Origin of the sequence: Cellulomonas fengjieae, assembly GCF_018388465.1 — a bacterium.
Taxonomy (GTDB): Bacteria; Actinomycetota; Actinomycetes; order Actinomycetales; family Cellulomonadaceae; genus Cellulomonas; species Cellulomonas fengjieae.
Map to the genome: position 1 here is coordinate 191,197 of NZ_CP074404.1, position 14,831 is coordinate 206,027.

The 14,831-nt window shown below is 73.3% G+C and carries 12 protein-coding genes; 8 read left to right on the forward strand and 4 right to left on the reverse strand.

The features are described 5' to 3' along the window. Positions 1-21: 21 nt before the first annotated feature. On the forward strand, positions 22-924 hold the full coding sequence (locus KG102_RS00915; RefSeq protein WP_372438397.1) for a glycosyltransferase family 2 protein: 903 nt from the start codon (positions 22-24) through the stop codon (positions 922-924). Here the strand turns inward: KG102_RS00915 and KG102_RS00920 are convergent. Beyond that, positions 875-3,226 (reverse strand): hypothetical protein, encoded by a 2,352-nt coding sequence (locus KG102_RS00920; protein ID WP_249667406.1) that lies wholly within the window; start codon positions 3,224-3,226, stop codon positions 875-877. The genes KG102_RS00915 and KG102_RS00920 overlap by 50 nt on opposite strands. An 89-nt stretch (positions 3,227-3,315) precedes the next feature. On the opposite strand from KG102_RS00920, the gene pheA reads away from it, so the two are divergent. Continuing rightward, the gene (gene pheA, locus KG102_RS00925) at positions 3,316-4,263 is read left to right on the forward strand and encodes a prephenate dehydratase (protein ID WP_208210315.1); all 948 of its coding nucleotides are present in this window, start codon (positions 3,316-3,318) and stop codon (positions 4,261-4,263) included. A gap of 3 nt (positions 4,264-4,266) precedes the next feature. Here pheA and KG102_RS00930 read toward each other — a convergent pair whose 3' ends face one another. Both KG102_RS00930 and KG102_RS00935 read right to left on the reverse strand, forming a co-directional pair. Continuing rightward, positions 4,267-6,129, reverse strand: a complete 1,863-nt coding sequence (locus tag KG102_RS00930) for a M48 family metallopeptidase (RefSeq protein WP_208289691.1) — start codon at positions 6,127-6,129, stop codon at positions 4,267-4,269. 117 nt (positions 6,130-6,246) lie between these two features. Further along, on the reverse strand, positions 6,247-7,404 hold the full coding sequence (locus tag KG102_RS00935) for a diacylglycerol/lipid kinase family protein (protein WP_208210305.1): 1,158 nt from the start codon (positions 7,402-7,404) through the stop codon (positions 6,247-6,249). 297 nt (positions 7,405-7,701) lie between these two features. On the opposite strand from KG102_RS00935, the gene serS reads away from it, so the two are divergent. The 6 genes from serS (at position 7,702) to KG102_RS00965 (ending at position 14,251) form a co-directional block, all read left to right on the forward strand. After that, positions 7,702-8,967 carry a serine--tRNA ligase gene (serS, locus tag KG102_RS00940; RefSeq protein WP_208289690.1) on the forward strand — a complete coding sequence of 422 codons (1,266 nt, stop codon included), beginning with the start codon at positions 7,702-7,704 and terminating at the stop codon, positions 8,965-8,967. Next, positions 8,964-9,761 carry an HAD family hydrolase gene (locus KG102_RS00945; protein WP_208289689.1) on the forward strand — a complete coding sequence of 266 codons (798 nt, stop codon included), beginning with the start codon at positions 8,964-8,966 and terminating at the stop codon, positions 9,759-9,761. Before serS ends, KG102_RS00945 begins: the two co-directional genes overlap by 4 nt. A gap of 202 nt (positions 9,762-9,963) precedes the next feature. Continuing rightward, on the forward strand, positions 9,964-11,343 hold the full coding sequence (locus KG102_RS00950; RefSeq protein WP_208289688.1) for an ABC transporter substrate-binding protein: 1,380 nt from the start codon (positions 9,964-9,966) through the stop codon (positions 11,341-11,343). A gap of 113 nt (positions 11,344-11,456) precedes the next feature. Continuing rightward, a complete protein-coding gene (locus KG102_RS00955; RefSeq protein WP_208211142.1) occupies positions 11,457-12,407 on the forward strand; it encodes a carbohydrate ABC transporter permease in 951 nt (316 codons plus the stop codon). After that, positions 12,404-13,339, forward strand: a complete 936-nt coding sequence (locus KG102_RS00960; RefSeq protein ID WP_208289687.1) for a carbohydrate ABC transporter permease — start codon at positions 12,404-12,406, stop codon at positions 13,337-13,339. The genes KG102_RS00955 and KG102_RS00960 overlap by 4 nt, the downstream gene beginning before the upstream one ends. Positions 13,340-13,387: 48 nt before the next feature. After that, positions 13,388-14,251, forward strand: a complete 864-nt coding sequence (locus KG102_RS00965; RefSeq protein WP_208289686.1) for an EamA family transporter — start codon at positions 13,388-13,390, stop codon at positions 14,249-14,251. Between the two features lie 20 nt (positions 14,252-14,271). Here the strand turns inward: KG102_RS00965 and KG102_RS00970 are convergent, their stop codons facing one another. Further along, entirely contained in the window at positions 14,272-14,808 is a 537-nt protein-coding gene (locus tag KG102_RS00970; RefSeq protein WP_208210295.1) for a bacterial proteasome activator family protein, read from the reverse strand. Between the last annotated feature and the right edge of the window lie 23 nt (positions 14,809-14,831).

Sequence of the window (14,831 nt, forward strand, 5' to 3'; positions counted from 1 at the left end):
CGGATAGGTAGGGTGACCGACGTGACGCGCAAGGGCGGCCAGGCCGCGGACGAGCAGGCGGGGACCGCTGCGCCGACCCTTGCCGACGCGGGCCCCGGGACCGCGAACCCGTCCGCGGCGGCGCGCAAGGCGGCCGCCGAGGAGCGCAAGGCGGCGGCACAGCGGGCCCGTCAGCGTGTCGCCGTGATCATCCCCGCCAAGGACGAGTCCCGACGGATCGCCGCGACCGTGCGCTCGGCCCGCGCCATCCCGCACGTGGACCTGGTGCTCGTCGTCGACGACGGCTCGGAGGACAACACCCAGCACGTCGCGCGCGAGGCCGGCGCGGTCGTCGTCCGGCACTCGCACAACCGCGGCAAGGCCGCCGCCATGGAGACCGGTGCCGCCGTCGTCGCCATGCGGGACGCGCCCGACCGTCAGCCCCGGATCCTGCTGTTCATCGACGGCGACCTGGGGGAGACCGCGGTCAACACCGCGCCCCTCGTGCCGCCGGTGTTCGAGGGCCACGCGGACCTGGCGATCGCCTTGATCCCGCCGCAGCCCGGCGCCGGTGGCCGCGGGATCGTGGTCGGCACCGCCCGCCGCGCGATCTCCGCGATGACCGGCTGGACGCCGACGCAGCCCTTGTCTGGCATGCGCTGCCTGACCCGCGCGGCGTTCGAGGCGGCCACCCCGCTGGCGCACGGCTGGGGCGTCGAGACCGGGATGACGATCGACCTGCTCCGGCGCGGCTTCCGCGTCGTCGAGGTGCCGTGCGACCTGAAGCACCGGCCGTCCGGCTCCGACCTCAAGGGCCAGCTGCACCGGGCCGCCCAGTACCGGGACGTGGTGCTGGCGGTCAACGCCCGCCGCGTCCGGCGCGCCGCCGGTGCGGTCAAGCGGACCGTGGCCCCCGCGCAGAAGCCTCCGCAGACCCACCGCTAGTCGGCGGCTGGTCGGCCGCCAGCTCGCCGGCGGCCGGTGCCACGTCGCCCTCCGGGGCGCCGAGCCGCCACTGCGCGGCCGCGGCCACGAGGCACGGGACGGCCAGCGCGATGCCGGTGGCGGGCACCACGATCCCGGAGTCGTTCATCAGGAACCCCACGGTCAGCGCCGCCGTGATCGCCGCGATCGCGGGGCGCAGCAGGGGAACCGCGCTGGTCAGTCCGGCCAGCGGCCCCTGGCCCATGAGCGCGCCGCGCCGCGGGCGGCCGCCCACGACGACGAGCCAGGTCAGGGCGATCCCGCCGATCGCGGTCACCAGGTACCGCCACGACGTGAGCACCCTGAGGTTGACGGCGATCTTGCGCTCGACCACGTCCCAGAGGCCCCCGTCGAGCACGGTGGCGAAGAACCGGCCGAGGTGCGTGCGGTCCGCCGCGGGCCGCAGCCAGTCGAGCACCGCGAAACCCCCGACGACCACGGCACCGACCAGCGCGATCAGCCCGATCCAGCGCCAGCTGACCCGGCGGCCGCTCACCACGATGGTCAGCATCGCGAACGCGAGGATGAGGGCCGGCGGCCCGCCGAAGTCGCTGCCGAGTCCGGGCGCGCCGTCCACGACGACCAGCACCAGCCCGAGCGCGGCCACGGCGACCGTGGCCAGGGTGCGTCGGCCCTTGCGCAGCAGCGGGTCCGCGATGGCGACGGCGAGCAGCAGGCCGCCCGCGGTCAGCAGCGCGAACGCCTGGTTGCTCATCCCGTAGAACCGGGCCGCCAGGAGCCGGTGAGCGCCCATCGGGGAGTCGATGATGAGCGTGGAGCCCGTGCAGGCGGTGACGACGAGCACGGCCACGGTCACGCCCGCGACCACGCCCGCCGGGCCGAGCAGGTTGCGCCGCCACGGACCCACCAGGGCGAGCGCGGTGATCGCCGCGATCCAGCCGAGCAGCACCCACCAGAACGCGGTCACCGGCGTGCCCGCGCGCCACCACGGGATCGTGTTGGTGAGGAACGAGGCGACCGGTGCCGCGGCGAGCGCGAGCGCGGCCACGTGCAGCACCCGCAGCGCCGGGCGCAGCGGACGCCGGTCCGAGCGGCCCGTGCGGCTGAGGATGATCGCGGCGGCGATGAACAGGACCGCCTGGATGAGCACCAGACGCGTCGAGTAGTCGCTGCTCACGCGGGTGACCATCGTGGCGTGCCGTTGGATGTCGAGCAGCTCTGCGAGCCGCGCGGTCGCGGTGCCGGTCGGCGGTCCGGGCAGGATCTCGGCGCCGCTGAACGCGGCGGCGCTGTTGTCCAGGCCGATGCCGGCCAGCAGGGTCGGCGTGACGTCGACGGTCTGGATGAGGCCCGGCTGCCGGGTCGAGCCGGAGGTCAGCAGGCTGTCGACGTACTCGTCGCCGTCGGGCGCCAGGCCGGTGGCGGCGGCCAGCTGCAGCGCGGTGCGCCCGGAGTCGGCGAGCGAGACCACCAGGACGGTCGCGCCCGAGCGCTGCGCCCCGGCGATCGCGGCGCCGACCCGCTCGTCGATGGCCTGCGCCTGCAGCGCCCGGGACGGCTCCACGATCGCGTCGGGGGTCGACACGTCGGGCGGCGTCGGCTCCGTCAGCTCGCCCGGCACGGTCTCCGTCGGCTGCGGGACGCTCGGTCGCGACGCCGTGGCGTACCCGGGGTCCCGGAGCGAGCCGGCGTCCACGACGACCAGCCGGGAGGTGCCGAGGGCGTCGCGGACGGCCTGGGTGATGCCCGTGCTCGTCGTCGGCAGGGCCTCGTGCGTGCCCACGGGGAACCCCGCGGTGTCGGCGAGCGCGATCGCGGCACCGGGGCCGATGCCGGTCACGGCGGACCCGGCGGCGGCCAGCGCGTCACCGAGGAGACCCGCCGTGGCGCCGTACGACTCGGCGTCGGCCGCCGCGACGTACTCCTCCCAGCCGGGCACCTGACCGCTCTCGCCGGGGTCGCGCAGGGTCCGGCAGGTGCCGTCGTCCACCCCCACGTCGGCCGCGCGCGTGCCGGTCGACACCGCGAGCCAGCCGTCCGCGGGGCACGAGCGGGACGCGACGCTGCGAGCGGCGACCAGACCGATCGAGCCCTCGCGGGACATCGACCACAGCGCGGGGGTGGTCAGGGTGGTGACGTCGTCCCAGCGGACGCCGGTCACGCCGACCAGGAGCACCGGTGCGGGAGCGGGGTCGTCGGCGGCCTGCGCGGGCGTCACCAGGAAGACGCCCACCAGGGCGAGCACGAGCGTGAGCACCGCACCGCGGAGCAGGGACGCGCGCGGGCGGGCGGGGGTCGGCACCGCTCCAGCCTACGGGCGCACTACCCTCGACCCCGGCGGCGCTGCGGGTATCCGTGCAGCGTGCACACCATCTGCACGGGAGGGACGCGATGTCTCAAGCGCTACCGCGCTACGCCTACCTGGGGCCGGCCGGCACCTTCACGCAGGCGGCGCTGCGCCAGGTCGTCCCCGCGGGGGAGTGCGTCGAGCTGCCCGTGACCGACGTGGCGTCGGCCATCGAGGCCGTGCGGACCGGCGACGCCGACTTCGCCGTCGTGGCGATCGAGAGCACCGTCGAGGGGGGCGTGACCGCGACCCTCGACAGCCTCGCGGGCGGCGACCCGCTCGTCATCGTGCGCGAGATGCTGGTGCCGGTGCAGTTCGCGCTCGCCGCGGCGCCGGGCGTCCGGCTCGAGGACGTGCGGCGGATCTCCGCGCACCCGCACGCGTGGGTGCAGTGCCGGCGCTGGCTCGCGCGCCACCTGCCGTCCGTGGTGCACGTGCCCGCGACGTCCAACACCGCGCCCGCCGCGCTCATCGCCGCCGGTGGTGCGCAGCCGGGCTTCGACGCCGCGCTGGTGCCGCCGGCAGCCGTCGAGCCGTACGGTCTCGTCGCCCTCGCCGAGGACGTCGCGGACAACGTGTCGGCGCAGACCCGGTTCGTCGTCGTCGGTCACCCCGGTGACGTGCCCGCGCGCACCGGGGCGGACAAGACGACGCTGGTCGTGCACCTGCCGGACAACGAGGCGGGCGCGCTGCTCGCGATGCTCGAGCAGTTCGCGGTGCGCGGGGTGAACCTGTCGCGGATCGAGTCGCGACCCATCGGGGACGCGCTCGGCCGCTACTCGTTCTCCCTGGACGCCGAGGGCCACATCACCGACGAGCGCGTCGGCGAGGCCGTGATGGGCCTGCACCGGCGCTGCCCGTACGTCAGGTTCCTCGGCTCGTACCCGCGGGCCGACGCCGTGGAGCCGACCGTGCACGTGGGCACCGCCGACGCCGACTTCGTCGAGGCCCGCTCCTGGCTGCAGGCCGTCCGTGGCGGCTCCGCGACCTGACGGTCAGGCCCGGACGGCCTCCGTGTCGGGCTCGTAGGCGAGCAGCTGCTCGAGGAGGCGCAGCGAGCTGTCCTTGGCCAGGGACTCACCCGTCCACGTCTCCTTGAGGGTGAGCGTCCGCCCGTCGTGCAGCGTGAGCTCGGCGTGCAGCGGGGTCCGCTTGGTGATCTTCGCCGTCGCGATCTCCTCGTAGGCGAGGAAGCGGTGGTACGACGCGAGCTGCAGCACGGAGCCGGACTGCAGCAGCCCGAACATGCGCGCCTTGCCGTTCTCGTCGCGCTTCGGCGTCGGCACCAGGATCATGCCGAGGTCGAGCACCAGCACGTCGTGCTTGGTGCCGTCGACCTTGACGCTCGCGAGCCCGCCGAGCACCTCGCCACCGTGGGCGGTGGCGGTGTCGGCCACCTGACCGGTCGAGGTGACGTCGACACCGAGCTCGGCGAGGTGCGCGCGCGCCGACTCGATCGTGTCCGGACGCAGCGCCGCCGCGACCACCGGCGTGAGGTTGATCGGCCGGCCGTCGCGGCCCGCGAGCGCCGCCGGACCGCTCCACGAGTGCTGCCACCGGGCGACCCCTGCCTGGACCGCCGCCTGGCTCACCAGCAGCTCCATGACGTCGGCCAGCGGGTCGCCCTCACCCTCCTCCGCGACGATGCCGAGGTCCTCCTCGAGCCGCCCGCGCCCGCCACCAGCCACCACGTCGAGCACGGTGCCGAGGTTGGCGCGCTGCTGCCCGGCCACCCGTGCCGCCGCCCGGTACACGACGTCCGCGGTGCGCTGGCGTGACGCCGCCAGGGAGGTCGCGGTGAGCTCCTCCCAGTCGAGCTGGGTGCGGCCGTCGACGTCGACCGCCGCCGCCGCGAGGTCCGTGGCCACGGCGTCGAAGCCCGGGATCAGCGACGACGCCGGGCGCGTGTCGCGGGGGACGTCGACGTCGGGCATGGCCTCCATCGCGGCGACGCGGGCGGCGATCGAGGGGTGGCTGTCCCAGCGCGACTGCTCGGCCGGCGGCGCGTCGTCGCGCATCTGCGCCAGCTCCGTCGTCCGGGCGGCGACCAGGTGGCCGAAGCCGCCGAAGAAGCCCTGTGCGGTCGGCGCGTAGCCCGACTCCCACGCGTCCTCGAGGTAGCTGCTCAGGTAGAACGACCAGGCCGCGTCCGCGACGGGGATCTCGCGCAGGGCGCTCTGCGCGGTGGCGCGGCCGGCGATCCGCACGGAGAGCTGGTCCGCCTCGAGCTCCTGGCGCCGGTTCACGGCCGCGGAGACGACGAAGAAGAGGCGCGCGTACTGGCGCAGGAACCAGCCGACGATGTTGCCCGACAGCTGCTGGAGCGTCGCGATGATCGCCTGCTTGCCGCGGTAGGTCAACGGTCCGAGGCGCGTGTGGCTCCGGGAGTAGTGCCCGAGCTCGTGCGCGAGCACGGAGCGCAGCTGGCCCACGTCCAGTGTCTGGAGCAGCGGGACTCCCAGGTACAGGTGCCGCGTCCCGCCGACGAGGCCGAGCAGCCGGGTGTCCTCGGAGACGGCGGCGTTCACGTCGGGCAGGAGCCGGATGTCGTCGGGTGCGCGGGTGTCGGCGGCGGCGGCGAGCTCGCGGACGGTCTCCCACAGCTCCGGCGCGTCGGCGGGCGTCAGCGCCGGGCCGCGGTCGGGGGCCGGGCGTGCCCGCGCGACCTGCCACAGCGCGACGACGAGGCCGACCGCGACGGCCGCGGTGAAGAACCCGAGCTTGGCGGCGGCGGCCTCCGCGTCGGACTGGAACGCCCACACGGTGAGCGCCCCCATGCCCACGATCAGCCCCAGGGCGACGACGTAGAAGCCGGCCAGCAGCACCGCCGACAGGGCGGCGCGCAAGGTCGTGGTCACGAGAGAGGTCCTTCCGGTGCGGGGCCGCCACTGCCGCGGACCTCGGTTCGCGGGGGAGCGTAGCGGTCCGACGACCGGTGCGAGCGTCGTGCGGCGGGCGTCGTTGGACCGAACGGATTAAGCCGTCGCGACGCGCACGACGAGCGCCCCGTGGTCCACCCGCGCGGACAGCTCGGTGACCCGTCCGACGATGTCGCCGTCGACCTGCACGTGCTCGCCGCCCTGCACCACCACGCGCACCTCCTGCGCCCGCGTGTGGTCGATGCGGCCGATCTTGGCCGGCAGGTCGTTGCGCACGCCCGCGCCCTGGAGCATGACCTCCCCGAACAGCTGCGCCCAGCCCGCGATCCCGCCACGGGTGTCGATCGCGGCGATGTCGAGCCAGCCGTCGTCGAGCTGCGCGTCCGGCAGCAGCGTGATCCCGCCGGGCAGCCGCCCGCAGTTGCCGATGAGCAGGCTGCGCAACCGGGTGGACGTCATGGGCTGGTCGTCGAGCCGGACGTGCACCCGGGTGCGGCGGCCGTGCAGGTGGCGCATGCCCGACACGAAGTACGCGATCCAGCCGACCCGGGCCTTGAGCTGCTCGTCGGTGTCGGCGACCATCGCCGCGTCGAACCCGAGCCCGGCGATGACCAGGAAGATGTGGTCGCGCTGGAGGTCGAGCTCGGTGTAGGGCTCCGCGGCGTCCGCCACCGGGTCGTCGGGGTCGGACTGCCAGCGGTGCACCCGCAGCCAGCCCACGTCGATCGTCCGGTCGCGGCCCTCCAGCGCCAGCCGCAGCGCCGCCATGGGGTCGCTGAGGGGCAGGTCGAGGTTGCGTGCCAGCAGGTTGCCGGTGCCCAGCGGGATCAGGCCCATCGGGACGCCAGTGCCGACGAGCCCTTCGGCCACCGCCCGCACCGTGCCGTCCCCGCCGATCGCGACGACGACGTCCGCCCGCTGCGCGACAGCCGCGCGCGCCTGGCCGACCCCGGGGTCCGCGATCGTCGTCTCGAGCCACAGCGGCTCGGGCAGCCCGCGCGCCGCGCACGCGGCCAGCACGGCGGTCCGCAGCGCGGGCAGGTCCTGCTTCGAGGGGTTGGCGACGAAGGCGACGCGCTGGCCGGCCGCCTCGACGTCGCGCGCCGGCCGGAGCTCGCGGGCCCCTGCCCCGGTGCCGGGCGTCTCGATCCGGCGGCGCAGCTCGCGCTGCCGGAGCAGCAGGATCACGGCCAGCACGAGCGCGGCGAGCGCGACGACGGCCGCGCACACGGCCACCCACCCCTCCCAGGTCACGGGTCTGAATCTACGGGTCGCGCCGCGTCGGCCGGTGCAGGATCCGGCGAGCCTCCTGGTGATCCGCGCCGCACCCGCCCCGCACGCGGCCCCGGGCCCAGCGCGGCAGTGGCACCGGCGTCCCGTCCCGCTCCGCTCCGCGAGATCGTGGCATCGGCACGAAGTCGTGGGTGTGAACCGACGATCTCGTGCCGAACCCACGATCTCGTGCGGGCGGCGGGCCGGGCGGCGGGCGGGCGGGCGGCGGGGCGGTGCCTGCGGTCGGGCGGGTCAGGTGTGGGTCTGTAGGGTTCTTGGGTGATCGATCTGCGGCTCCTGCGGGAGGATCCCGACCTTGTCCGAGCCAGCCAGGTGGCGCGGGGCGACGACCCGCACCTCGTCGACGAGGTGCTCGACGCCGACGCGCGCCGACGCTCCGCGCTCACCGAGTTCGAGACGGTGCGCGCCGAGCAGAAGTCCCTGGGCAAGCTCGTCGCCAAGGCGCAGGGCGACGAGAAGCACGCGCTGCTGACCCGCGCCAAGCACCTCGCGGAGCAGGTCAAGGCGCTGCAGTCCGACGCCGACGCCGCCGAGGCGCACGCGACGGAGCTGAGCCGCCGCATCTCGAACGTCGTCGAGGACGGCGTGCCCCCCGGCGGGGAGAACGACTACGTCGTGCTCAAGCACGTCGGCGAGGTGCGCGACTTCGACTTCCCGGTGCGGGACCACCTCGCGCTCGGCGAGGGCCTCGCGGCCATCGACACCGAGCGCGGCGCCAAGGTGTCCGGCGCGCGGTTCTACTACCTGACCGGGATCGGCGCGCGCCTCGAGCTGGCGCTGCTGAACGCCGCCGTGGACAAGGCGCTGGGCGCCGGGTTCACCCCGGTCATCACGCCGACGCTGGTCAAGCCGGAGGTCATGGCGGGCACCGGCTTCCTCGGCGCGCACGCCGACGAGGTCTACCACCTGCCGGCCGACGACCTGTACCTGGTCGGCACGAGCGAGGTGGCGCTCGCGGGCTTCCACATGGGGGAGATCCTCGACCTGTCGGCCGGGCCCAAGCGGTACGCCGGCTGGTCGGCCTGCTACCGGCGCGAGGCCGGCTCGTACGGCAAGGACACCCGCGGGATCATCCGCGTGCACCAGTTCCACAAGGTCGAGGCGTTCGCGTACACGACGGTCGAGGACGCCTACGACGAGCACCGCCGGATCCTCGGCTGGCAGGAGGAGATGCTGGCCCTCGCCGAGCTGCCGTACCGCGTCATCGACACGGCCGCGGGCGACCTGGGCTCCAGCGCGGCCCGCAAGTTCGACTGCGAGGCGTGGCTGCCCAGCCAGGAGCGGTACCTCGAGCTGACCTCGACCTCCAACTGCACGACGTTCCAGGCCCGCCGCCTCGGCGTCCGCGAGCGCACCGCCGACGGCTCGATGCGGCCGGTCGCCACGCTCAACGGCACCCTGGCCACCACCCGCTGGATCGTGGCGCTCCTGGAGAACCACCAGCAGGCCGACGGTTCGGTCCGCGTCCCGGCGGGGCTGCGTCCGTACCTGGGCGGCCTCGAGGTGCTGGAGCCGGCGCGATGACCCGCTGCCACCTCGTCGCCCTCGACGTCGATGGGACGCTGATGTCCTACGACGGCAGGATCTCCGACGAGGTGCGGGCCGCCGTGCGCGCCGTGCGCGACGCGGGCATGCACGTGGTCCTGGCGACCGGCCGCGGCGTGCACTCGGCGGCTCCCGTGGCGCACTCGCTCGGGCTCACGCAGGGGTGGCTGGTCTGCTCGAACGGGGCGGTGACCGCCCGGCTCGACCCGGCGGCGGAGAACGGGTACGAGATCGTCCGCGTCGTGACGTTCGACCCCGGCCCGGCCCTGCGCACGATCGCCCTCGAGCTGCCCGACGCCCTGTTCGCGGTCGAGGACCTCGGCCTGGGCTTCCGCGTCAGCGCCGACTTCCCCGAGGGGGAGCTGTCCGGCGACCTCGAGGTGGTGTCCTGGGAGGAGCTGACCTCGACCCCGGCCACCCGGGTCGTGATCCGCAGCCCCGGCAGCACCCCGGAGCTGTTCCACGAGCTGGTCGAGCGCGTCGGCCTGCACGAGGTCGAGTACGCAGTGGGCTGGTCCGCCTGGCTCGACCTGACGCCCGGTGGGGTGTCGAAGGCCAGCGCGCTCGAGGACGTCCGCCAGCACCTGGCCGTGCAGCCGCACGCGACCGTGGCGATCGGGGACGGCAGCAACGACGTGCAGATGCTGCGCTGGGCGGCCCGCGGTGTGGCGATGGGCCACGCGGGCGACGCGGTGCGCGCCGCGGCCGACGAGGTCACCGGCGCCATCGAGGACGACGGCGCGCTCGCGGTGCTGCACAGTCTGCTGAACTGAAGCGCTGCCGACGATCTCGTAACCCGAGGCGGTGGTTCCGCACGGTTTCCGTCGTCCGAGGTGCCTGAATCCCCTCGTTACGTAATCGTGACCGGATTACGCGCGGTTGCCGGTTGCGCCCGACTTTGCGAAGGGCTTGCATCGATCGCACAGGCGCGGTCGAGACGGTCGCGCCCTTGCGACATGACGACGTGGAGGTCTCATGAACGGCACGCGCACGCGCCGGGGATACAGGGCGGCTGCAGCAGCGGGGGCGGGGCTCGCACTCCTGCTGGCCGGGTGCTCCGGCGGCGACGGTGACGGGGGAGGCGGTGACGAGGGCACCGGGGAGGCCACGGCGGACTGCGCCGACTTCGAGCAGTACGGCGACCTGACCGGCAAGACCATCTCGATCTACGCGGGCATCGTGACGCCCGAGGACCAGCCGTACGTCGAGTCGTTCGCGCCGTTCGAGGAGTGCACGGGCGCCACGGTCGACTACCAGGCGGACAAGCAGTTCGAGCAGCAGATCCTCGTGCGCGCCGAGGCCGGCAACCCGCCCGACATCGCGATCGTCCCGCAGCCCGGTCTGCTGGCCCAGCTGGTGGCCACCGGAACGGTCGTGCCGGCGCCCGAGGGCGTCTCCGCCAACGTCGACGAGTTCTGGGACGAGGCGTGGAAGGAGTACGGCTCGGTCGACGGCACCTTCTACGCCGCCCCCTCGGGCGCGAGCGTGAAGTCGCTCGTCTGGTACTCGCCGGCGCAGTTCGAGGAGAACGGCTGGGAGATCCCGACGACGCTGGACGACCTCGCCGCCCTCTCGGACTCGATCGTCGACACCGGCATCAAGCCGTGGTGCGCCGGCATCGCGTCGGGTGAGGCGACCGGCTGGCCGGTCACCGACTGGATGGAGGACATGATGCTCCGGGTCGCGGGCCCGGAGGCCTTCGACCAGTGGGTCTCGCACGAGATCCCGTTCAACTCCGAGGACCCGACGGCCGCCCTCGACGCGGTGGGCGACTACCTCAAGAACGACGCGTACGTGAACGGCGGCTTCGGTGACGTGACGTCGATCGCCAGCACCGCCTTCCAGGACGGTGGCCTGCCGATCCTCGACGGCCAGTGCGCCCTGCACCGGATGGCGAGCTTCTACGCGGCCAACTGGCCCGAGGGCACGACGGTCGCCGAGGACGGCGACGTGTTCGCGTTCTACCTGCCGGCCGAGTCGGAGGACGAGCGCCCCGTGCTCGGCGCCGGCGAGTTCGTCACGGCGTTCTCCGACCGGCCCGAGGTGCAGGCGCTGCAGGAGTTCTGGTCGAGCGCCGAGTGGGCCAACCTCAAGGCGAAGTCGAGCTCCGACCTCACGGGCGGCGGCTGGCTGACGGCCAACAAGGGGCTCGACAAGGAGAACCTGGTCAACCCGATCGACATCCTGTCCGCCGACATCCTGCTGGACCCCGAAGCGGTGTTCCGGTTCGACGGCTCGGACCGGATGCCGGCAGCCGCGAACAGCGCGTTCTGGAAGGAGGCGACTGCCTGGATCACGGGGCAGCCGACCATCGAGACGCTGAACAAGATCGAGGCCGCCTGGCCGGCGTCCTGACATGAGCCCGGTCCCCGGGGCCGCCCGCGTGGCGACCCCGGGGATCGGGCTGTCCAGGTCCCACGTCCCCGTCCCCGGGAGGTTCGGTGCAGCTCGCCGAGAAGTTCGGCACGATGGTGGTGGCCCTGCTGGCCTTCACCGCCGTCATCGGTCTGATCCTGTTCGTCGTCGCGCTCCTCGAGAAGCGCGGCGTCAGGCGCGTCGCCTGGTTCTTCGTCGGCCCCACCGCCCTGCTCCTGCTGGTGGGCCTCGTGTACCCCGCAGCCCGCACCATCGTGCGGTCGTTCTTCGACGCCGCCAACGAGGCCTTCATCGGCTTCGACAACTACTCGGCGATCTTCACCTCGCCCGACCAGCTCGTCGTGCTGCGCAACACCGTGCTGTGGGTGGTCGTCGCCCCGTTCATCGCCACGGCGGTCGGCCTGCTCTACGCGATCATCGTGGACGGCGCGCGCGGTGAGGCGTTCGCCAAGTCGCTGATCTTCCTGCCGATGGCGATCTCGTTCGTCGGCGCCTCGATCATCTGGAAGTTCGTCTACGAGTACCGGTTCTACGACCCCGACCTCAAGGTCAACCCCGAGCAGATCGGCCTGCTCAACCAGATCGTGGTGTGGCTCGGCGGGCAACCTCAGCAGTTCCTCATCAACGAGCCGTGGAACAACCTCTTCCTCATCGTCGTGATGATCTGGATCCAGGCCGGCTTCGCGATGACCATCCTGTCCGCCGCGATCAAGGCGATCCCCACGGACATCGTCGAGGCCGCCCGCCTCGACGGGGTGTCCGGCTTCCGGATGTTCCGGTTCATCACGGTGCCGACGATCCGGCCGACGCTCGTGGTCGTCCTCACGACGATCGCCATCGGCAGCCTCAAGGTCTTCGACATCGTGCGCACGATGACCGGTGGCCTGTTCGGCACGAGCGTCGTGGCGAACGAGTTCTTCACGCAGAGCTTCAGCGCCGGCAACCAGGGCCTGGGCGCGGCGCTGGCCGTCCTGCTGTTCGTCCTCGTGGTGCCGATCATCGTCTACAACATCCGCCAGCTGCGCGCCTCGGAGGCACGATGACCACCACCGGCCCCCAGCTCGACCTCGGCGGCATGCAGGGCCCGTCGGACACCCGCGACGGCCGCCCGTCGGCGCTCGCGGAGGCGACCAAGAAGCGCCTGAGCTCGCCGTGGGCGTCGCTCGTCGCGGTCGTCCTCGCCGTCGTGTGGACGATCCCGACGTTCGGCCTGCTGGTCAGCTCGTTCCGCCCCGCGCGGGACATCAGCCGGTCGGGCTGGTGGACGGTCTTCACCAGCCCGAACTTCACGCTCGAGAACTACGAGCTCGTGCTCTCGCCCGAGGGCAGCAGCTCGCTGGCGCCGTACATCGTCAACTCGATCGTCATCGTGATCCCCGGGGTCGTCATCCCCATCCTCATCGCGTCGCTCGCGGCCTACGCATTCGCGTGGATGGACTTCAAGGGCAAGAACGTGCTGTTCGTGGCGGTGTTCGCGCTCCAGATCGTGCCCATCCAGGTGACGCTCATCCCCCTGCTCAGCCTGTACGCGGACCTCAACATCGCGGGCACGTTCTGGTCGATCTGGATCTCGCACACCATGTTCGGCCTGCCGCTGACCGTGTTCCTCCTGCACAACTTCATCCGGGAGGTCCCGCACGAGCTGCTGGAGGCGGCGCGTGTGGACGGCGCCGGGCACGTGACGATCTTCTTCCGGCTCATGCTGCCGATCCTGAAGCCCGCGCTCGCGGCCATCGGGATCTACCAGTTCCTGTGGGTGTGGAACGACCTGCTGGTGGCGCTGACGTTCGCCGGGTCGTCGCAGGAGGTGGCACCGATGACCGTGGCGCTGTTCAACCTCACCGGCCAGCGCGGCTCGCAGTGGTTCCTGCTCACGGCGGGCGCGTTCGTGTCGATCATCATCCCGGTGCTGGTGTTCCTCAGCCTGCAGCGCTACTTCGTGCGCGGCCTGCTAGCCGGGTCGGTCAAGGGGTAGGTCGGAGCAGGGTCCGGGCGCTCCTCCGACCGCGTCTAGCCTGAGGCCGTGCCCGCGCCCCTGCTCTTCGTCGTCTCGGGGCTGACGCAGTACCTGGGCGCAGCGCTCGCGGTCGGGGTCTTCGGCACGATCGCCGCCGCCAGCGTCGCGTGGCTGCGGGTGGCCGTCGCTGCCGTCGTGCTCGTGCTGTGGCAGCGGCCGTGGCGGTCCCGGTGGCGGCTCGCGGACCTGCGCACCGCCGCGGTCTTCGGGGTGGTGCTCGCCGTGATGAACGTGGCGTTCTACGTCGCGATCGACCACCTGCCCCTGGGCACGGCGGTGTCGCTGGAGTTCCTCGGCCCGGTGGCGGTCGCCGCGGTGACGGGGCGGGGGTGGCGCGACCGGGTCGGCATCGCGGTCGCCGCGGCGGGGGTCGTCCTGCTGGCGGGTGTCAGCCTCGACACCGGGCCCGACGCGGTGGTCGGACTGGTGGCGATCAGCGTCGCCGCGGCGTGCTGGGCCGCGTACATCCTGCTCGGCCGGCGCGTGGCACGGGCGGCGAACGGCGGGATCCGCGGCCTGTCCGTCGCGATGGTCGCCGGTGCGGTGGTGCTCGGACCCCTGCTGGCCGGTGGCGCCGGGCCGGTCCTGCACGACGGGCGGCTGGCCGCGCTGGTGATCGCGATCGCGGTGTGCTCGTCGGTGGTCCCGTACGCGCTCGAGCAGGTGGTGCTGCGCACGGTGCGGCCGGCCACGTTCGCGGTGCTGCTGGCGATGCTGCCGGCGACGGCCGCCGTCGTCGGCGCCGTCCTGCTCCAGCAGGTGCCGCACGGGCTCGAGGTGGTCGGCCTGCTGCTGGTCTCCGGCGCGATCGTGCTCACGGGCCTGGACCGCGACGCCCCGCCCACGGACGAGGCGCCGCCGCCGGCCTGACCGCTGCCGTCGCGAGGGGCCTAGAGGTACTGCCCGGTCGGCGGGTTGGGGGTACCCGGGTCCGCGACCGGGACCGGCATACCCGGTACCGGCCCCGGCCGCAGCTGTCGACGCATGCCCGTCAGCTGGCTCTGCGCGGCCATCTGCTGCGCCACGAGTGCGGTCTGGATGCCGTGGAAGAGGCCCTCGAGCCATCCGACCAGCTGGGCCTGCGCGATGCGCAGCTCGGCGTCCGACGGCGCCTCGTCCTCGACGAACGGGAGCGTGATGCGGTGGAGCTCGGAGACGAGCTCGGGCGACAGTCCGCCCTCGAGCTCGTGCAGCGACCGCTCGTGGATCTCCGCCAGCCGTGCGCGGGCCGCGTCGTCGAGCGGTGCGCTGCGCACCTCGTCGAGGAGCTGCTTGATCATCGTCCCGATCCGCATGACCTTCGCGGGCTGGTCCACCAGCGACGTGATGTCCTCGGACTTGTCGCCGTCGGCGTCGGCGTCGGGACCGAGCACCACCACCCGGCGCTCGTCGGCGGTCGGAGCGTGCTGCGCGTCGTTGTCGGCCATCAGGCATTCTCGCCGAAGTGCGC